The sequence below is a fragment of the Rhodoferax sp. genome, assembly GCF_025354435.1.
Classification (GTDB): domain Bacteria; phylum Pseudomonadota; class Gammaproteobacteria; order Burkholderiales; family Burkholderiaceae_C; genus Rhodoferax_B.
Map to the genome: position 1 here is coordinate 1 of NZ_JANXMU010000004.1, position 19,424 is coordinate 19,424.

Consider the following 19,424-nt stretch of genomic DNA (forward strand, 5'->3'; position numbering starts at 1 on the left):
GGCGCAAAGTGGGCCCAAAGGCCCGCGAACCTAGCCCCAAGGGGTTAGAAAACGACTCGTTTTGGCCGGATTCGGCGCATTCTTGTTATCAGTACCCCGGAAGAGCCATTTTGAATGGCCTTGTTCAGCATTGCCTTAACTTGTCCAGGTCTTGCAGCTCCAGCCGCACCGGCCGCGCTTGCAAGCCCAGGGCCGCCGCAATCTTCATCAGGTGTGCCAGCGTGGCCCCTTTGAGCGACACCGTATGGCGGGCCCGCAGGCTGGCCAAATCCGTCTGGTAGCCGTGGTAGCCCGCCACCATTGCCAACGATGCCAGCCCGCATTCGGTGGCCTCGGTTTGCAAAATAAGTTGCAGCTTGCGGGTGAAGCCAAATTGGAGCTGGTCCAGCCAGCGCGTCACAGCAAATTCCCCGAGATCGAAAACACCGGCTCAAACACCCATTCCAGCAGGGTGCGGGTGTCCAGAACCAGGTTCGCGTCAAAACCCATACCGGACTGCAACGGCTCTTCATGGCCATAGGCGGTAACCGTCTTTTTGGGCAACGACAGGCTGGCGATGTAGTACAGCTCACCCGGCGCATTGGCGGGCGGATAGGGCAAATCGCTGCCCACTACAGCCACCCTGGAGAGCTTCACCACCTGCGCAGCCTGGCTGCCAAATTTTTGGTACGGGAATGCCTGAAACTGCAGCAGCGCCTGCGACCCCACCCGCACAAAACCGGCAGCACGCGCAGGCAGGTACACGTCAGCCTGCAACTCGGAGCCCGCCGGAATCAGGTTCAACACCGGCTGCCCGGCCCCTACCAGCTTGCCCACATCGGTCAGGATGGCCGTCACCACCCCAGCCTGCGGAGCTTTGAGCAATAGCTCGCGACGCGACTCGTTTTCGATACCGTCTTGCGCCAGACTGGCCAGATTGCGCTGGACGGCGGCCAGCTCGTTGGCCTGCTTGTCGGGCAAAGTGGCAAGGTCCGCCTCGGATGTGCCCACATCGCGCTGCAGGCTGGTGCGGCTGCGGCGGATCGCCTCCAGTGTTGCGAGTTCGGCTAAACCGTCCTGCTCTTTTTGCTGCAAAGCCATTTCGGACAAAAACTTTTCAGCAAACAGCTTGCGTTGGTTGACCAGCATTTGCTCACTCAAGGCCAAGCGCTTTTGCTGCAACACCAGCGCCGCGTCTACCTGCGCCAGCTCGGTGTGCAAATTGGCCAAGCGGACGGTCAGCGCCTTGTCTTGCTGGGCGTACAGGTCCTGGATTTTCAGCGCGTCTTGCTGTAGCGAAGCACGGCGCAGGTTCAGCTGCTTTTCCACCTCGGCAGAGGCCCCACCGGTTGCTGTGGTGCGCTCAGAATTCAGTACCGCCAGCACCTCGCCCTCGGCCACGTTCTGCCCCTCATGCACCGCCAAGCGCACCACAATGCCCGCCTGTGCCGGGGTGACTTTGATGACACCGGTATTGGGCACGATGGTGCCACTTGCCCGGATTTTGCGGGTGTACTCCCCCCACACCAAGTACGCCAGCAAACTCAAAGCCAACACCGCAAAGCCCAGCGCTAGTAAGGCGTGCGACACCGGCTTGCTCAGCACCAACTCGCCCAGCCATGCATCTTGCCGAGCGATGAAAACTTCTTGTCGAAAGAGTTTGGACGGAATAGGAGGGGGATTTTCGGACATGAGTTTGACTCGAACGGGTCAATGTTCTTTTGGACGCGTGCCTAGTTTTTCTTTGATCCAGAGCACACAGATTTGCCCATAGGGACTTGCCCCGAACGTCACCGCCACTACAGTAGGCAGGTCATTCCACTGGGGCATGGACTGCCTTGTGGCGAAGTAATGGCAAAGCATGAGCGCAAGTTCAGAAGAAAGAAGAAGAACTAAAAATTCTCTTATTTTCATGATTCATGTTTGAATATTAATTAAGCTTTTTGAGAAAAAATACGAGCAAACAAGTGATGATATTAAAAACCACTCGAAATATCTCCAATTAATAACTCCAACAAAAACTGATGATTCTTTATATTTTTTTTATTTAAATCCTCCAATTTTAAGAAAAGAAAAAACACAGAAATGCAGAATATATAGGTGGAAATTATTGAAAAACCAACTATTCCAAAAAACAAAAACCCTACAAATTCTTCATGAAAATTAGTGGCGGCTGCCATAGCCATAAAACCACTAAGCATTAACAATAGAATAATCCACGGACCTAGCCATAACACCCGCCTCCATTTATTTTTAATGAAAATACTACAAACCCCAAAATTCGTCTTTAGTAAAAAATATTCATTCATGAAATTTAACAATCAATTAAAACCACTCCAGCCCCATTGACTGGAGTGGTCCATGTTACTGACCAGCCAATCCCGCTACTCCAGCTGCAATTCCCAATACAGCAGATACTCCCGCATAAACAGCCGCTGCAGCTGCCAATTCAGGGGCGGCCACAGCAGCAAGAGCAGCTGCTCCAAGAGCAGTAATGCCGGATCCCGCCCAAAGCGTATTTGAAACTACGGAAGTGGCTTGAGCAGGCTCCCCTCCATATACGGCGGCTGTGTCTGCTGCGACAGAACTGGGAGAGCACATTCCACCCGAATCGCCCGAGTCGCCGGAATCCCCCCCACCACCGCCATCCCCGCCGCCATCTCCATCACCCCCACCCGACACCAGCGCCAGCTCATGCGGCTCCAGTTCGCGGTAACCCCAGTAATCGGTTGCAGTTGCGGCCTCCACCGATGCCGCTTGTAAAATCTTTGCCATCTGTATCTCCAACTAAAACACTGCCCCTACGGCAGCTGTATGCGGGGCCAAGACCCATTCTTGGCTCCGCAGCCGACGCACCAGGTTGCCGCCTGGGTCGTTGCTTCTGGCAGCGGTTGAAAGCCTCTTTCAACCGCTTTTTTTCATACTGAAAACCCGTCTCCACCCAGCATGCCAATGGTCTGCGCGTGGCGGCTGAGGCAGGGAAATTTGTAAACCGTACGCTGTTCGATCAGGTTGGCGCACTCCAACACCAGCAGATCACTTTGCACTGCATTGGGTTGCCCCTCGCTTTGCAGAGGTGTCTGGCCGTCGATGTGCGGCCACACAAAATTCCCACTGCGTAGCGACGCTTCAAACAGCATGGGGCGCGGCAGGTGGGCAAATAGCCACACCAGGGTTTCAGCGGGCTCGCCAATCAGGCGAATGACGCTGGCGCGCTCGGTTTTGGGCACGCTGGCCTTGGCAAACACCTGGGTGCCGTAGACCGAATGGAACAGCCCAGCCAGTTGCAACGGACGTGCCGCTCCCCAACGGGCCAGCAGGTCGTGCACGCCCGCCAAATGGGCCCAAAAGGTATGGCCGCTGTGCGCGGTGTGCTGGGCTCCGCGCTGCTGCAAAAAGGCGGCAAAAGCGGCGTATTCGGGGTCTTTGGCAATGCGGACCAATGGCTCAAGCATGGGGCTCTCCGTCCATCTCGGCACCGGGAGCGCGGGTTTTGAACATCAGCGTGACGCGCAGCGCCGGGCACAGGCGGGTCACAGCGCGGGCGCTATGGACGATGGTGCCGTCAAATACCACGACCCTGCCAGGGCGGGGCAGCACGGCGTGGGCGATGTCACCCAGGTCGTTGATGAAGACGGTTTCCCCGGCCCATTCGGGCTTCCACAGGGGGTTGAGGTAGAAGATGGTGGTGTAGTTGCCGGGCTTGCGGCTGTCGGTATGGGGATAGCCTTCAATGCCGAAAGTGTGGGCATTGGCGTAGCAACGCACCAGGGCGTGGCCAGGCAATAGACGAGTTTGCAGCTGGATCCATAGCTCGGCAATGGCAGCCAGTGCGGGGTCGGCCAGCAACTTGTCCGCCAGGTCTATTTGGTTGCTGCTGCCCGCGCCCAGGAAGTCGTGGTTCCAGTGACTGAAAGGGACCTCGGCATTCTTTTTGTTGCTTTGCCAGCCGAAGGTCCAGGTGACCTGGCTTTGGAAGTAGCTCTGTAGGGCACCCAAGGCATCTGGAGTCAAAAAGCTATCGTGTTGCGCAAATCGATCCATATGTCTCGCTCCGATGGATTTATGAATCCATGGTACGAGCGGGGTTACCCGGAAAACATAGCCCGCTTGGGCTAATTGACAAACAATAAAAATTGTGGGTAGCGGCTACAGCTTCGCAAACCCACTGACGAGTTCAGTTCGGCTGCTAACGTCAAACTTGCGCATCATGCTGGTGATCTGGTGCTTGACGGTGTGGTCACTTTTGCCTAGCTGTTTGGCAATTTCCTTGTTGGATTTGCCCTGGCGCAGCAACTCAGCAATGGCTTCTTCAGCCCAGGTCAACCCGGGTACATCCATCGTTTCACGGGCTTGACTGGCCGCGTGCCAACTGCACAGCGCCGCATGCAAGGGCGGCATGACGGCACGCCGTATGTCACCTGCATAGTGCTCCACGGCAGGATCGACGTTGTAGAAAGTGGCTGCAGTCAACACGGTGTCGTCGCCCCCGCCTACCGCCAGCCCCAACACCAGTGAGTTGCGCCAACCTGCCTGCAGATAGTGCCCGTACCAGTCCGGATGGGTACGGCCCCAAGCGGCATCGCGCACCGGGTCAAAGAAATGGGGCTGGTCGGGTGTCTGGAGCAAGCGCACCAGCATGGGCGTACGCAGATTGTTGCCAGGCCGCTCCAGTGTCGCCAGATAGGCATCAGGCATATCTACGTCGCAACGCTGAAGCGCTGTGTAGCCACCCGAATGCAGCACCAATTGCCCGCACAGCAGCGCTTGGTGCGGCAGCACCCCGCGTAGCAGACCCCGGCTCCAGGCTTGGAAATGCTTAAAATCAAGCGCCTTGTTGGCGGTAGGGGTGAGCGCATCCGCAGACAGATCAAATCGGTCTTTTGGCATTTTGATGGTGTACATCGTACGGCTTCATTCGCCCCATTGTGGTGCTGCACACACGTCAACACAGCGCTCCAACTGAGAATAAAGCGTAACAACAGGAAACCAACCAGGCCACGATTTCGCTATCTTTTTAAAAGCTGCTCACGCTTATGGAATAAGCGCTAGAAGCCTAAAAAACTTAAAGCGTACTGACCGGCGTGCCGCCTGCGCTGTGGGTGCTGCTGCCCATCGTGGGCCTGGCAGCGTCGGGCTTTTACCTGTCGTACTTTTTTGCCTACCGCTCGGGCGACGCGTCGGCGGTGGAAGCGGGCAGCTTCTCGCTGCTGTTGTTCAGCCCCACGCTGGGCTACGTGTTTTTGCCGAAGCCCCGGCCGCCGCCTTCTGGACCGGCGCGGGCTTGCTGGTGTGTGGAATTGCGCTGGTGATTGTGGAGCCGAGTGGGCGGGCTGCCTAACTTTCACGTTAACTGCTGCACTGCAGACACGCCATTTAATTGCGTACCACACTTTCCGCACACCACGTCAAAAAACCAAGCTATAACACGGGGTATTAAGGCAAAATATCAGCCATATTGGGGATATTTTTATGGACTCCTTGCTTCTGCGGCTCTCTCAGTCCGTAGCCTCGGCTTGGACACTGGAAGATTTGACGCGCCCGCTGCTGCAAATGCTGGAAACGGTCACCGGGCTGGAATCCACCTACCTCACCACCATCGACCTGGAAAGAGGCCTACAGCACATTCTGTTTGCCCGTAACTCCCTGGAATTGGTGATTCCCGAAGGGCTCAGCGTGCCCTGGACCGACACCTTGTGCAAACGGGCCCTGGAGGAAGAGCGCTTCTTCACCAACGATGTGTCGGCCTGCTGGGGCGACTCAGATGCCGCGCGGGCCCTCGGCATCCAAACCTACCTCGGCATCCCGGTGAAGACAAGCGACGGCACCGTGTACGGCACACTGTGCGCCGCCAGTACGTCGGTGTTGCCGCTGGCACCCAACGCCACTCATATGCTGCAGCTGTTTGCCATCCTGATCGCCCAGCACATCGACCGGGAGCGGCTGGTGGAGCAATTAGCCCAAGCCAATAGCGAGCTGGCCTCGGTGGCCCTGACCGACGCACTCACCGGCCTGCCGAATCGGCGCTCCATCACCGCCGAACTGGTGCGCACACTGGCCCGGGCACAGCGCGACGGCACCGGCGTGCTGGTTGGCTTCATCGACCTGGATGGATTCAAAGAGATCAACGACACCCACGGCCACCAGGTCGGCGACCAGTTCCTCACCGCCATGGCCGAAAGCCTGTCCAGCGGCCTGCGCGCCGGTGACGTGCTGGCGCGCTTTGGGGGTGACGAGTTTGTCGCCGTGGGCCGCGGACCCACGCTGACCGAAAAACCCGGCCGTGCAGCGCGCCTGTTCCAGGAGCGCCTAACCCAGCAGTGCAGCACCCGCCTGCACCTGGGCGCGATAGAAATCCAATCCAGCAGGGCCAGCGTGGGGGTGGTGCTGATCGACCCGCACACCACCACCGCAGAGAATGCACTCACCCAAGCCGATGCCGCCATGTACGCCGTCAAACGCTTGCGCCGCCTGGAGCGTGAGCAGCAGGAGTGACGCGTCAGGTGTGAGGCAGCTAATAGCTATCGTTTAAATAGCTACTAGCGTAGGTGCCACCTGGGCTAGAGGCCTAAAAATCTTAAAACACCCTGTCCTGCGCGCTGGCCGCTGGCCATGCTGGCCGTGAGCAAATAGCCGCCGGTGGGAGCTTCCCAGTCCAGCATTTCGCCCGCGGCAAACACGCCGGGCAACGGCTCCAGCATCAGGTCGGGGCTCAGGGCTTCGAAGGCGATGCCACCGGCAGTACTGATGGCTTCGTCGAGGGGCCGGGTCGCCACCAGGCGGATCGGCAGGGCTTTGATGGCGGTAGCCAACACGGCCGGGTTTTGAAAATCAGCCTTGTCCACCAGCTCATGCAGGATGCCCGCCTTGATCCCTTCCAGCCCAAGACGGCTTTTCAGGTGGCTGGACAGTGAACGGGTGCCGCGCGGATGGGCCACATCGGCCAGCACACGCTCGGGGGTTTTGTCGGGCAGCAGGTCGAGCAACACGGTGGCGTGGCCGTTCAGGGCAATCTCATCGCGCACCAGGTTCGACACCGCATAGACCAAGCTGCCCTCGATGCCGCTGGCGGTGGCCACAAATTCGCCCTGGCGGCGGAAGGTATCGCCCTGGCTGTTGGTGAACGACAGCGCCACGGTTTTGAAAGGTTGTCCGGCGAAACGGCTGCTGAAATGCTCGGTCCAGCCCGCCACATCAAAGCCGCAGTTGGCCGGTTGCAAGGGCACCACGGGCACCTTGGCTGCTTGCAATAAAGGCACCCAGGCACCGTCGGAACCCAGGCGTGCCCAGCTGCCACCGCCCAGCGCCAGCACCACCGCGTCGGCAGTGATCTGCACCGGGCCTTTAGGCGTGTCAAACGTCCAGGTGTTGCCTTCCAGCCCCACCCAGCGGTGCCGCATATGGAACTGCACCCCGGCCACGCGCAGGCGGTGCAGCCAGGCGCGCAGCAGCGGGGCAGATTTCATGTCGGTCGGGAACACCCGGCCCGAGCTGCCCACAAAGGTATCTACGCCCAGCTCTTTGGCCCAGTCGCGCAGTTGCGCCGCACCCAGGTCTTGCAGCCAGGGGCCGACCTGTTCCTGGCGGCTGCCGTAGCGGGTGGCGAAGAGTTCGGCTGGCTCAGAGTGCGTCAGATTCAGCCCACCCTTGCCCGCCAGCAGAAATTTGCGGCCCACTGAGGGCATCGCATCGCATAACTGCACCGACACCCCCGCCTTGGCCAGCACCTCCGCCGCCATCAAGCCCGCAGGCCCCCCGCCAATAACCAGCGCGGTCTTGCCATTCGGCTTTTGTTCTTTTTGCATTGCTTCTTTCAGGAGTACGGGTGTTTGTATGAGTGGGCGAGGATACAGGGGTTGGGGGTGCCGCCAGTTTCGCGCTCTAGGCGCGATGGGGCGCGCAGCGCCCCCGACTGCGCTCCCGGGGTCCCCCTCTAGATGCGCCGAGGAGCACAGCTTCAGGTGGAAAAGGGCTGGCGTTGTTTGAGCGCAGCGAGTTTAGCCAGACCCCACCTGGAGCGAGCACCGCAGGTTTCCCAGTGCGATAGCGCTGGGACGCAGGTAGTGGGGGTGGCCTTTTCTTTGGTGACTTTCTTTTGGCCACGCAAAAGAAAGTTACTGGCCTGCCGGGGGCACATCCCGGCCAGCGGAGTTGGCGACACGAACAGATTAAAAAAAGAAACCGCCTTCATAACCTGCTGAAATACTGGTTTCGAGTCGAAGATTTGACCGAAACAAGGATATCTATCCTCTTGGATGTCTCAAAAAATCACATTTAGCTTATTTTTCAAGCTGAGTCTCGCTAAAACTCGATGCACTCGTCGCAATTAGTGGAGGTAATATTTATTTAGTGACTTTTCTTTGACTGAGATTGCAGAAAAATTTATTTTAAATTACAGGTTAAGTAGTGCACGAAGTACGCATAGGTATGCTCCGCGGGAATCTCCCATTTTGAGCCCTTCATGACGATTGGCTTACCGTTTAACGCCCATTCCGCATCTAGCATCGACATGCTATTGAATCTTGTCGCGCCGGTATCACAATTCACCTCGTACAAGCGAGTCACTAATTGACTCATACCGTTTGACGGTGCCGGAAGCAGTATCGTTAACATTTCCCCCATTTTGCGTAGCTCAATAAGTTTGAAATACACCTCAACAGTCTCTGATTTAGTAATCTGCTTGGACATAGGATCATTGGCATCTTTGGATACAAAGTAGTACCCACGTTTAAGCACAACTGGATTCCCCCTGTAGAGCGGTTCGCTAACGTTTTGCGCAGTTGCACTGGGGCACATTATGCCTGCCAAGACTGCCAGAAAAAGGTAACCCGACATCAATTGACGTTTCAATATCTTCTCCCACACATTAAATTTTTATTTAGCATCAAACTCAAACTTTTTGGTGCGAATTTTTTCTACAAAAATTTGGATCATATATCGACCTTGATAATCTTCTGGCGTAATGGTTCATGAGATGAAATACCCATTCATTCCACCAGCACCAGCCCCCCCGTCCCCGTCAAAAACGCCGCCTCCACCACCGTCCCCGGATACAACACCCGCAGCGCCGCCCGGTACGCCTCCAACTGCTGTACCAACCCCGCATCGCGCTGCGGCTGATTTTTGGATTTGTGGTCCAGCACCCACCAGGCGCCGGTGTCCTTGCGGCGCACCAGACGGTCCAGGCGCAAGGTCTTGCCCTGGTAATTCAAGGCCACCTCGTTACCCGCCCAGTCAATAACTTCCGCATCCCAGGCCCAAGCACCTTCCCCCGCACGGATAGCGGCGGCCATGGTCGCGGCCTTCTGCGACTGCTCGGCATCCAAACCAAACTCACGCGCAGCGGCTTGCTGCTGGACGGCATCGGCGGTACCCCACTCCAACAGTCGGTGCATCGCCTGCCCAATGCGGGATTCGGTGGCATTAGCCCCCGGCTCGGGGCGCGGCGGGGCGACTTGCAGGCCGATATCGGGCACCACCAACAAAGTGAAATCAGCATCGGCAACGGCGGCTTCCAGCGGGTCGACTGAGGCGAGCGGTGCCACCATCTCCCCCAGGGGTTGCAGCCGCTGCCACCAAGAACCGTCCACCGCCTTGTGCGGCACCACGGACGACAGCACCAGCTGGCTGCGGGCGCGGGTCATGGCGACGTAGAGGCCGTTCAGCTCCTCGCGCTGGCGGGCGGCCTGCTCGATGGCCAGCACGTCGACCACGCAGGCGGGCGGATTCGATTCGCTGGCCAGAAAGACCAGGCGCACCGGATATTCGGCCTCGCCGGGCCAGTCCACCAGCACGCCCATGGTTTCGGCTTTGCTGGGTGGCGAATCGGTGTCGAGCAGCAGCACCAACGCAGCCTCCAGGCCCTTGGCACCGTGCACGGTAAGCAGGCGCACGGCATCCGGGGCGCTGGTGACCGGGGCTTTGACGCCGCCGGCCTTGAGGGCGCGCACCAGGGCGTACGGCGTGGCGAAGCGGCCTTCGTTGAGCTGCAAAGCCGTGCCCAGCACCGCACGCAGATTGGCCAGCACCGAGGTGCGCAAGGCGGCAGGTGCAGCGGCGGCGAAGCGGGCCAGCACGTCGCCGTGGGCGTAGATGGCGTCCAGCGCGTCGTGCGGAGGCAATGCATCCAGCCATTGCTTCCATTGCATCAAAACAGGCGCTAGCGCAGACAGCGCCTGCGGCAGCTGCTCTGTATTGTGTAGCTGACTCCACCAACTGCTGTCGGCGGTGTTGTCGGCATCGGCGCGGGCGGCGCGCTGCAACTGGGCCAGGTGCACCAGGTCTGCATCGGTCACGCCAAACAGCGGCGATTTCAGCGCCTGTGCCAGCGACAGGTCGTGGTGGGTGGACACCAGCGCGTCCAGCAGCGCTGCTATGTCTTGCACCTCGGGCGCGTCGGCCAGATCGGCTTTTTCGGGCTGCTGGGTGGGGATGTGCAGGGCGCGCAAGGCATCGCGCATGTGGCCCAGGCGCTCGCGGCGGCGGGCCAGCACCATCACGTCCTTGGGGCGCAGGCCGTCGGCCAGTTGCCCGGCCAGCCACTGGGCGGCCTGGCGGCATTCGAGGGTGCGTAAGGTGTCTTCGGGCTCTTCGCGCGGCGTGCCCAGGCTGTCGCGCCAGCCGCCCTCTGCGGCCTGTACGGCGGAGGCATTGGCATCGCGCGGGATGGCGGGCAGGCAGCGCAGGGCTCCGAGGGCGGTGGATTCTGTCGTGTGGTCGCGGAAGCCGTCGTACGCGCCCGCAGCTTGCGCGGCGGACATGACGGCGTTGACGGCGGCCATCACCAGCGGGGCGTTGCGACGGGTGTGGTCGCAGCTGAGCAGGTCGCCACCCAGCCCGTCCACCACAAAGGCCTGGGCGGCGCGGAACACCTGTGGCTCGGCGCGGCGGAAGCGGTAAATGCTTTGCTTGGGGTCGCCCACGATGAAGACGCTGGGCGCTCCAGCCGCGCCCGCATAGCCGCTGAGCCAGGCGTGCAGGGCCTGCCACTGCAGCGGGCTGGTGTCCTGGAATTCGTCGATCAGCAGGTGCTTGACCTTGGCATCCAGCCGTTCCTGCACCCAGCCGCTGAGCACGGGGTCGGACAGCATGACGGACGCGGCGCGTTCCACGTCGTTCATATCAACCCAGCCGCGCTCGTATTTCAGCGCGGCCAGCTCGGCGATCAGCACGCGGGTCAGGCGCGCCATGCGCTGCTGGTGCGCCCAGGCAGCGTTTTGGAGTTGGGCCTGGACTACTTGCAACACCAGGTCTTGCGCAGCGCGCACGGTGGCGATGCCGACGATCTTTTCGCCAAACTTGCGGGCCGTGCCTTTTTGCGTGAGCAAGGCGGCCAGTACGGCATCTGCATCGTGGGCGGTGAGCGCCTGCTCCAGCGCACTGCCTGCCGCCGAGAAGGTCACGGCACTGGCGCGGCCCAGGTTGCCTGCGGCTTCTTGCAGCAGCGGGCGCTGGGCCCAGAGCAAATCCTCGGGCGCGGCCAGCCCGGCAAAGGCGGGAAACTGCACGTCAAACGGCGGCACCGACGCATCCACCACGCCCTGCGCGTCGGCCAACACAAATTCCACACGTTTGTTCAAAGCCGATGCCAGCGCCTTGTGCGCCTGGAAGCGACCATGCACGGCCACCAGGGCTTCAAAGTCGGCACGGGCGTTGGGACTGTCCACCACGGTGGCGTAAAAGCGCGGCCACACGGCGGTGACGGCCTCGGTGTCGTCTTCTAGCAGGCTGTAGTTGGCGGGCAGGCCCAAATCCTGCAAAACGGCCAGCGGTGCGGTGCGCAGCAAGGCGGCAAACCAGCTGTGGAAGGTGCGGATCTGCACCGGGCGGGCGCTAGCCAGGAGCTGGGGGTAGAGGTTTTTAAGGGCCGGGGCCTGCACAGCAATCTGTGCGGGTGGCACGCCACGGGCCAGCAGTTCTTCAGCCAATTTTTCGGGCGTGGCCTGGGCGAATTCGACCAGCCATTCGTTCAGGCGCTGGCGCATTTCACCGGCGGCTTTTTTGGTAAAGGTGATGGCCAGGATTTCGTGGGCGGCCGTGCCATGACCGTCTTTGGCCAAGCTGCCCTCCAGCAAGGCCCGCAGGATGCGCGAGACCAGCATCCAAGTTTTGCCCGCACCCGCGCAGGCCTCTACCGCGATGCTGCGCCGGGGGTCGCAGGCGATGGCGTAGAAGGCGGCGCGCTCAACCGGATGGCCGTTGTGTTCGTAGGCGGCCTGGGTCACTTCTTTTTACCCAGGGCTCCCACCGCTACGAGGCTCAGCAGCACAAACGGCAGGCAGGCGGCGTACAGGTTGCGGATGCCGAAGTGCTCGGCCACCTGGCCCAGCAAGGGCGGGCCCAGCAGAAACACTACAAACGAGATTTGCGCCAGCGCCGCCACGTTGACGGCGGCCGGCCGGTCGGTGCGCTGCGCCGCCGCCGACATGGCCAGCGGGAAAATACCGCTGGTGCCCACGCCCATCAGCCCCAGGCCCAGCAGTGCCAGCGCGGGCGAGGGGGCCAGCACCACCAGCAGCGCGCCGCAGCCCAGCACCACCAGCAGGCAGCGGGCAAACACCACCGGGCTGAAGCGTTCCACCAGGCTGTCGGCAAAAAACCGCATCACCGCCTGCGTGAACGCGCCCGCCGCCACCGCCAGCCCACACACCCAGGGCGCGGCCTCAAACACGTTGCGCATGTAGATGGCCGACCAATCCGCGCCCGCGCCTTCGAGCAGCATGGCCGACAAAGTGACGCAGACCAGCGCCATGATGGCCCAGGTGGGTCGGGCGAAATGCGGGGCTTCTTCGGTGCTGCTTTCGCGCAGCGGCGCAGGGCTGAAGCGGCCCAGCAGCAGGCAGGTGGCCAGCACCACCACTGGCACCATGGCCGCCAAATGCAGTTGCGGACTGATGCCGAGCTGCGCAATACCCGCGCCGACCAGCCCGGCGGCAAAAAAGCCAAAGCTCCAGAACGCGTGGGCGCGGTTCATGATGCGGCGGCCCAGCTGGTGCTCGACCCGGTCGGCCTCTACGTTCACCACCACCTCCACCACGCCAATGCACAGGCCCGCAGGCACCAGGCACAAAAACAGCACCAATGGCCCACTGGCCCAGCTGGCAATGGCAAAAAACACCGCCACCATGGGTGTCAATACCAGCAGCGCCCGGCGGTAGCCGATGCGCTCCAACAGGCGGCTAGCCAGGGTGAGTGACACCAGGGTGCCCGCCGCAGTGCCGATCAGCGCCAGGCCCAAAGCGCCCTCGCCCACACCCATGCCGCGCTGGATCTCGCCCAGCCGGGGGAAGATACCGCCCAGGCCGAACGAGTACATGAAGAAGGCCGCAAACACCCGCCATTCGGCGGATAAATGCAGGCCGAAGCGGTGTTCGGCGGCGGGTGCCGGGCGCGCCGGGCTAGAGAGTGTGTTTGTCTTCATACCAAGCTTTGTTTTATTCCAGCCAACCCAGCGCTACCAGATCCCGCTCGCACTGCGCCGCGTCCAGAAACTGGATCGCCTGCCAGCCGCGTGCGTGCGCCGTAGCCACGTTGTGCGCGTTGTCGTCGATGAACACGGTGTCGGCAGGCGTCAGCCCAAACTGGCTTTCAGCCAGCGCGTAGATGCCGTGTTCGGGTTTGATCAGGCCCACGTGGGCCGAAAAGATGCCGTCTTCAAAGTGGTTGAAGAAATCGCGGTCCTGCAGGCGGTCGGCATACGAAGTAGGCATGTTCGACAAATACACCAGCCTGTGCCCCTGCGCCTTCAGGCGTGGCAGCAGCGCAGCGGTGTCCTGCTGGGTGGGCAGGTGGTTGGGGATGGCATGGATGAAGCGCAGCAAGTCGGCGGCATCCACCCCGCTCTGCGCGGCCAGCAAGGCCGCCAGCGGTGCGGGCTCGACCGTGCCGCGGTCGAATTCGGCCCAAGTGGCCCCTGGGTGCAGGCCCTGGAAGATGCGCTCGCACAGCAGCTGCGCAGCGGCGGCGGTGGGCGCGTGCCGGGCAAGCTCGTGCTGGACGATCTCGGCGGGTTGCCAGCGCAGCAGCACGGCACCTAGATCAAATACAACGGTTTTGGGGGGAGATTGGGGTTGCAAGGGGGAATTCCTCATCGGACAGACAGCAAGGGTAAAGCATTTGTGTGGCGCCTCAGGGTGCCAGGTTCGGGCCACGGCAAACGGCCACCAGCAGCCTGCTACAAATGAGCTGAATTACTGATTGGGCGATGCACACAGTAGCGCTATGCTAGTGGTAATTTCGCTGTAAAACTATCGATAAATATCGCCAAACCCATGAATTCACCTCATGCCAAAGCCACGGCCCGCCGCCTGCCACCCCTGAACATGCTGCGCGCTTTCGAAGCTGCGGCCCGCTGCGAAAGCGTGACCCTGGCTGCGCAGGAGCTGCATGTGACGCAAAGTGCGGTCAGCCATCAGATCAAGGCACTGGAAACATGGCTAGGCGTTCCACTGGTGCAGCGCAGCGGCCGGGGCCTGGGCTTGACGGCCGAGGGTGCCGCCTATTTGCCCAGCCTGCGCAGCGCCTTCGACCAGATGGCTAGCGCCACGGCCCGGGTGCAGCGCCAGCCGCGTGGCAATACCTTGTCGGTGAATTCCATGGCCTCGCTCTCCGCCCAGTGGCTGATCCCGCAACTGGCCAGCTTTTGTGCCGAGGTGCCGGGCGTGGACGTGCAACTGGCCACCACCGTTAGCTCCACCGGGTTCGACCCCGCGGCCTACGACGTGTCCATCCGCTGCTTTACCGACGACGAGCTGGCCGCCCTGCGCCAGCGCGCACCCTGGCGCGATGTAGAGCTGGGGGCCTTCCTGCCCAACACATTAACCCCTGTGTGCAGCCCGCAAGTGCTGGCCGCCCAGCCACCCTTGTTGGCCACGGCGGATGTGCTTTCGCGCACCCTGCTGCACAGCCGATCCACCCCGCTGGTCTGGCAGGACTGGCTGGCCCTGGCCGGGCTGCCCGCGCAGCAGCCACGCCACCTTGTCACCTTCGACCACGCCCATCTGGCCGTGCAAGCCGCCGTGCAGGGCATGGGCATCGCCCTGGGCAACCCGCTGCAATTGCGCGACGAACTGGCCAGCGGCCTGCTGCACACGCCCTTCCCCGCCCTGAGCCTATGCGACCGCACCAACTACTGGATCATGGCCCCCCAAGCCACGCAAAACCCGCACGCCGTGGCGTTTTGCGCCTGGTTGCAGCGCAATGGGAGTTTGCAAGAAAATTAGATGCTTTTTAGGCCTCTGGCGCATGTAATACCTACGCCAAAAGCTATCTTTTAGATAGCGCGTAAACTTTTTACGCCGTCCACCAGTCTTTGCGGCATAAGCCCCGTGCGGCGCAGAAGGTGCAGGCGGCACCCTCGCCCAGCGCAGCCAAAGTCGCGCCATTGGCAATGCGCTGCATGTCGTCAAGGATGCCGTGGATCAATGCGTCGCGGGCCTCAACCACTTCGGTCTGCTGGAACAACTGGCTGCCGTCTTTTTCGCCCACGTTGAGGTAGGCGGCACGCAAGGTGTCGTGCGGCAACAGGGCGGCGTAGAAGGCCAGCTGGGTGTCTTCCAACGGCTGCTGGATGCGTTTGCCGGTGGCCTGGGCGTTTTCGGTTTTGTAGTCGATGACCAGGGCGGTGCTGCGGCCGTCGGCGTGCACCTGGTCGACCCGGTCGATGGTGCCGATCAGGGTGATGGAGCCCAGCGGCAGCTCCAGTGCGCTTTCGGCCTGCTCGAACTGGCCGCCAGCGGCTTCGTGCGGGGCCAGCCAGTCCAGGTAGCCGTCGCGCACGCGGGGCCAGGCCGAGGCGAAGGGCAGAAACTCACCCGGCTCCAGGTGCATGTCTTGCGTAACCTGATCGGCCGCTACGTTAAGCATAGCTACCCGCGCAGGAATTGATTGCGCTGGAGAGCGATTTAATGCCTCATGGAAGGTTTTCAGCACCGCGTGTAGCCAGGTGCCGAAGTCGCGCTTGTCCACCTCGCCGGTCAGCTCTTGCGGCTCTTGCAGGCCCAGCTGGCGCAGGCCGAAGAAGCGGTACGGGCAGCGGCGCAAATCCTCGTAGGCACTGGCCGACAGGCGGGTGATGGGCAAGGCCGCGCCCACCGGCAAGGGCCGCTCGCTGGGCAGCGGGGTGAGGCTGCGGGGGATGCGCGGGTCGGCGGCCAGCGGTGGCGCTTCTGTGATCCGCAGTGCCTGCACCAGCGGGCTGGCCAGCAGGGTTTCGCCCGAGGCATCGCTTTGCCGCCACAGCACATCGGTATGCGGGGTTTGCAGGGCATTGGCCCAGGCAGCGCGGGCGGCGGCTTCCAGCACGGCGCGGGACGGCAGGCCCAGGGCTTCGCGCTGCGCGGCGGTCCAGGCACCGGGCGGCTCGGGCGACACGGCCAGGCGCACTTCGTCGCAGCCGGGCAGCACCAGGGCGGCAAACGGGCGGGCCAGCAGTTGGCTCAGCGGCAGCACCACCACCTGCTCGTCCTGCGGGTGGTCGGGCACATAGCTGGCGGCCTCCAGCGCATCGCCCACCCAGGTGCTGAACTCGGCCAGGCGCAGGCGGCGGGCGGCCTGGGGGAAGTCGGCAAACTCGGCCTCGGCCCCCTCGGTAAGGCGCAGGGCGGACAGTAGCTTGGCCCCGGCGGCATCGGCCTCCAGCGCAGCCCATTGGCCACTGGCCTGCAGCAAGACGCGCACAGCGGCCAGCCAGGCGGCCAGCGGGCGGGCGGCCTGCAGGCTGGCGCGCAGGCTGTTGGCCAGGCGCACGGCATCGGACACAGCGGGCTGCTGGGGTGTGGCCTCGGGGCTCCAGGCGGACCAGCTTTGCACCGACGCTTTGCGCAGCGCTTTCTCCAGCGTTTGCACGGTGCGGGGGCGGAACGCGGGGGCGTTTTTCAGCCAGTCCAGCACTGCGTCGCTGCTGGCATCCCAGCGGGCCGCCCGCAACGTGACCACCAGTTGCGCGGCGGCACGGGTGGTGGACAGCTTCCAGCCGGTTTCGTCGCGTATGCGCACATGCTGCACGGCCAGCATGGCGCGGATACGGCGGGTCAGCAGGCGGTCGGTGGCCACCAGGGCGACGGGCGTGCGACCGGCCTCGATGTGGCGCAGCACGCAGGCGGCGGCGCGCTGGGCTTCGTCTTCGGAATCGCTGGCCTCGTGCAGGGCGGGTATGGGCGGCGGTGGCGGCACGGGGCGCGTCAGGCGCGTGACCTTGTCACCCCAGGCTGCGCACAGGGCGTGGATCAGCGGGTCGGTCTGAAAGCCGTCGAGCACGACGATGCAGTCCAGCGCGGCGGGCACGGAGTCAAACCACAGCACGTCGGTGGCGTAGCTGGAGGCAGCGGCCCATTCCAGCGCGATGCGGGCCACCACGCACTCCAGTGCCAGCACTGGGGCCTCCATGCCCAGGCCCACCGCGTCGCGCGCTTGATCAGCCCAATCGGCACGCTGTGGCGGCGGCACGGCGGCCACCAGCGGGGCCAGTTGGTGGGCAGCTTCGACCAGGCGGGCCGCCAAGGCCTCGCGCTGCGCGCCCAGGCCGGCACGCTCCAGCAGGTCCGGGGCGCGCAGCATGTCCATGGCGGTGTCAAAGCGCAGATCGTGTGGCCCTAGGGCTGTGCCGCCCAGACCATGCGACCAGTTCAGCGTGGATTCAAAACGCGGTGTAAACCCGTCGGACTGGGCCTGCGCCCAAAACCGGTTCGCCAGCGGCATGAGTTGCGCGTAGGGCAGCAAGACCACGGTGCGCGCAGGATGGGCCTGGCGCTGCACCATGGCCTGCTGTATCTGGGCCAGCAAGCCGGTGCCAGGGGCAAACCACAGGGGGTCGGAAGAGTTGGACATATTTGAAGCGATGGTGCAGATGGGTCAATGGGTTTTCGCTATGTCTGTGATAGCACGGTGGTGGCCAACAGGCGCTCTTGGTTTCTGTCACAATGCCGCAACTTTAGTCGTCTCGGCACTCTGTTTTAAGGAAACCCCCATGGCCAACGAACTCATCAAACATGTCTCGGACGCAACTTTCGATGCGGACGTTTTAAAGTCCACCACCCCGGTGTTGGTCGATTACTGGGCCGAATGGTGCGGTCCTTGCAAAATGATTGCCCCCATTTTGGACGAAGTGGCTACCGGCTATGCAGGCAAGCTGCAAATCGCCAAAATGAACGTGGACGAGAACCGCGACATCCCCGCCAAGTTCGGCATCCGCGGCATTCCCACCTTGATGATCTTCAAGGGCGGTGAGCTGGCAGCCACCAAAGTCGGCGCCATGAGCAAGTCGCAGCTGACCGCATTTATCGACCAGCAACTGGCCTAAGCCTTTCGCACCCAGCCACCCTCGCGGTGGCTTCATTTTTTCTGGTCACTATTCCTGTCATAATCAGCGCATTCACCCATTTGCCCTCGTGCAAGTCGGTTCGAGTTCCCGGTTTGTGAGGCCCTTCTAGCCTCCTCAAAACCTCCCCCCTTTTTTCCTCTCAGAACTCCGCCCAGGAGTCAATCCATGCACTTAAACGAACTCAAGGCACTGCACGTGTCTGAAGTCCTCAAACAAGCCGAAGAACTTGAAATTGAGAACACCGGCCGTATGCGCAAGCAAGAGCTGATGTTTGCCATCATCAAAAAGCGCGCCCGCACCGGCGAGCAGATCATTGCCGATGGCGTGCTGGAAATCTTGCCCGACGGCTTCGGCTTCCTGCGCAGCCCCGACACCAGCTACACCGCCAGCACCGACGACATCTACATCAGCCCGAGCCAGGTGCGCCGCTTCAACCTGCACACCGGCGACATGATCGAAGGCGAAGTGCGCACGCCCAAGGACGGCGAACGCTACTTTGCGCTGAACAAGCTCGACAAGGTCAACGGCGGCGGCCCCGAAGAAAACAAGCACAAGGTCATGTTCGAAAACTTGACCCCGCTGTTCCCCAAAGAGCAGATGAAGCTGGAACGCGACATCAAGGGCGAAGAGAACATCACCGGCCGCATCATCGACATCGTGGCCCCCATCGGCAAGGGCCAGCGCGCCCTGCTGGTCGCCCCGCCCAAGAGCGGCAAGACGGTGATGATGCAGCACATGGCCCACGCCATTGCCGCCAACTACCCGAACAGCCACATGATGGTGCTGCTGGTCGACGAACGGCCTGAAGAAGTAACCGAAATGCAGCGTTCCGTCAAGGGCGAGGTGATTGCCTCCACATTTGATGAGCCCGCCGCGCGCCACGTGCACGTGGCCGAAATGGTGATCGAGCGCGCCAAGCGCCTGGTCGAGCTGAAAAAAGACGTGGTGATCCTGCTGGACTCGATCACCCGCCTGGCCCGCGCCTACAACAACGTCGTGCCCTCCTCCGGCAAGGTGCTGACCGGCGGTGTGGATTCCCAGGGTGGTTGATAACACCACCCGCATTCCTTTTTTCACCCTATGTGGTTTCGATTTTTAAGCTTTTTAGGCCTCCAGCTGGGCGCGG

16 protein-coding genes and 1 pseudogene are annotated in these 19,424 nt (G+C 61.9%); 5 read left to right on the plus strand and 12 right to left on the minus strand.

Features of this window, described 5'->3' with window-relative positions:
- Positions 1–124: 124 nt before the first annotated feature.
- From Q0T48_RS00670 to Q0T48_RS00695, 6 genes are all read right to left on the minus strand, one after another.
- A complete protein-coding gene (locus Q0T48_RS00670; RefSeq protein WP_295950956.1) occupies positions 125–400 on the minus strand; it encodes a cysteine peptidase family C39 domain-containing protein in 276 nt (91 codons plus the stop codon).
- On the minus strand, positions 397–1,671 hold the full coding sequence (locus Q0T48_RS00675) for an HlyD family efflux transporter periplasmic adaptor subunit (protein ID WP_295950959.1): 1,275 nt from the start codon (positions 1,669–1,671) through the stop codon (positions 397–399). The genes Q0T48_RS00670 and Q0T48_RS00675 overlap by 4 nt, the downstream gene beginning before the upstream one ends.
- A gap of 284 nt (positions 1,672–1,955) precedes the next feature.
- Positions 1,956–2,288 carry a hypothetical protein gene (locus Q0T48_RS00680; protein WP_295950962.1) on the minus strand — a complete coding sequence of 111 codons (333 nt, stop codon included), beginning with the start codon at positions 2,286–2,288 and terminating at the stop codon, positions 1,956–1,958.
- Positions 2,289–2,897: 609 nt separating this feature from the next.
- Entirely contained in the window at positions 2,898–3,434 is a 537-nt protein-coding gene (locus Q0T48_RS00685) for a DUF6817 domain-containing protein (RefSeq protein ID WP_295950965.1), read from the minus strand.
- Positions 3,427–4,023 carry a 2OG-Fe(II) oxygenase gene (locus tag Q0T48_RS00690; RefSeq protein WP_295950966.1) on the minus strand — a complete coding sequence of 199 codons (597 nt, stop codon included), beginning with the start codon at positions 4,021–4,023 and terminating at the stop codon, positions 3,427–3,429. Before Q0T48_RS00690 ends, Q0T48_RS00685 begins: the two co-directional genes overlap by 8 nt.
- A 105-nt stretch (positions 4,024–4,128) precedes the next feature.
- Positions 4,129–4,869: a helix-turn-helix transcriptional regulator gene (locus Q0T48_RS00695; protein WP_295950969.1), complete on the minus strand. Its 741-nt coding sequence runs from the start codon at positions 4,867–4,869 to the stop codon at positions 4,129–4,131.
- A 194-nt stretch (positions 4,870–5,063) separates the two neighbouring features.
- Between Q0T48_RS00695 and Q0T48_RS00700 the strand changes: the two genes are divergently transcribed.
- Positions 5,064–5,291, plus strand: a complete 228-nt coding sequence (locus Q0T48_RS00700) for a hypothetical protein (RefSeq protein ID WP_295950973.1) — start codon at positions 5,064–5,066, stop codon at positions 5,289–5,291.
- A gap of 160 nt (positions 5,292–5,451) precedes the next feature.
- Positions 5,452–6,474 carry a sensor domain-containing diguanylate cyclase gene (locus tag Q0T48_RS00705; protein WP_295950978.1) on the plus strand — a complete coding sequence of 341 codons (1,023 nt, stop codon included), beginning with the start codon at positions 5,452–5,454 and terminating at the stop codon, positions 6,472–6,474.
- A gap of 65 nt (positions 6,475–6,539) precedes the next feature.
- Here Q0T48_RS00705 and Q0T48_RS00710 read toward each other — a convergent pair whose 3' ends face one another.
- The 5 genes from Q0T48_RS00710 to Q0T48_RS00730 all read right to left on the minus strand — a co-directional run bounded on the left by Q0T48_RS00710 (position 6,540) and on the right by Q0T48_RS00730 (position 14,054).
- Complete coding sequence (locus Q0T48_RS00710) at positions 6,540–7,784, minus strand: TIGR03862 family flavoprotein (RefSeq protein WP_295950980.1); 1,245 nt, start codon at positions 7,782–7,784, stop codon at positions 6,540–6,542.
- Positions 7,785–8,361: 577 nt separating this feature from the next.
- Complete coding sequence (locus tag Q0T48_RS00715) at positions 8,362–8,829, minus strand: hypothetical protein (protein ID WP_295950981.1); 468 nt, start codon at positions 8,827–8,829, stop codon at positions 8,362–8,364.
- A gap of 137 nt (positions 8,830–8,966) precedes the next feature.
- The gene (locus Q0T48_RS00720; protein WP_295950985.1) at positions 8,967–12,203 is read right to left on the minus strand and encodes an exodeoxyribonuclease V subunit beta; all 3,237 of its coding nucleotides are present in this window, start codon (positions 12,201–12,203) and stop codon (positions 8,967–8,969) included.
- A complete protein-coding gene (locus Q0T48_RS00725) occupies positions 12,200–13,399 on the minus strand; it encodes an MFS transporter (RefSeq protein ID WP_295950988.1) in 1,200 nt (399 codons plus the stop codon). Before Q0T48_RS00725 ends, Q0T48_RS00720 begins: the two co-directional genes overlap by 4 nt.
- A 13-nt stretch (positions 13,400–13,412) precedes the next feature.
- Positions 13,413–14,054, minus strand: coding sequence for an HAD family phosphatase (locus Q0T48_RS00730; protein ID WP_295950990.1), 642 nt, complete (start codon positions 14,052–14,054; stop codon positions 13,413–13,415).
- A gap of 195 nt (positions 14,055–14,249) precedes the next feature.
- On the opposite strand from Q0T48_RS00730, the gene Q0T48_RS00735 reads away from it, so the two are divergent.
- Positions 14,250–15,200 carry a LysR family transcriptional regulator gene (locus Q0T48_RS00735; protein ID WP_295950994.1) on the plus strand — a complete coding sequence of 317 codons (951 nt, stop codon included), beginning with the start codon at positions 14,250–14,252 and terminating at the stop codon, positions 15,198–15,200.
- A 70-nt stretch (positions 15,201–15,270) separates the two neighbouring features.
- Here Q0T48_RS00735 and Q0T48_RS00740 read toward each other — a convergent pair whose 3' ends face one another.
- Positions 15,271–17,805 (minus strand): PD-(D/E)XK nuclease family protein, encoded by a 2,535-nt coding sequence (locus tag Q0T48_RS00740; protein WP_295950996.1) that lies wholly within the window; start codon positions 17,803–17,805, stop codon positions 15,271–15,273.
- A gap of 139 nt (positions 17,806–17,944) precedes the next feature.
- On the opposite strand from Q0T48_RS00740, the gene trxA reads away from it, so the two are divergent.
- Positions 17,945–18,277, plus strand: a complete 333-nt coding sequence (gene trxA, locus Q0T48_RS00745; protein WP_295951001.1) for a thioredoxin TrxA — start codon at positions 17,945–17,947, stop codon at positions 18,275–18,277.
- A gap of 186 nt (positions 18,278–18,463) precedes the next feature.
- Positions 18,464–19,336, plus strand: a pseudogene (rho, locus tag Q0T48_RS00750) (transcription termination factor Rho); the annotation flags it as partial.
- Positions 19,337–19,424 lie beyond the last annotated feature (88 nt).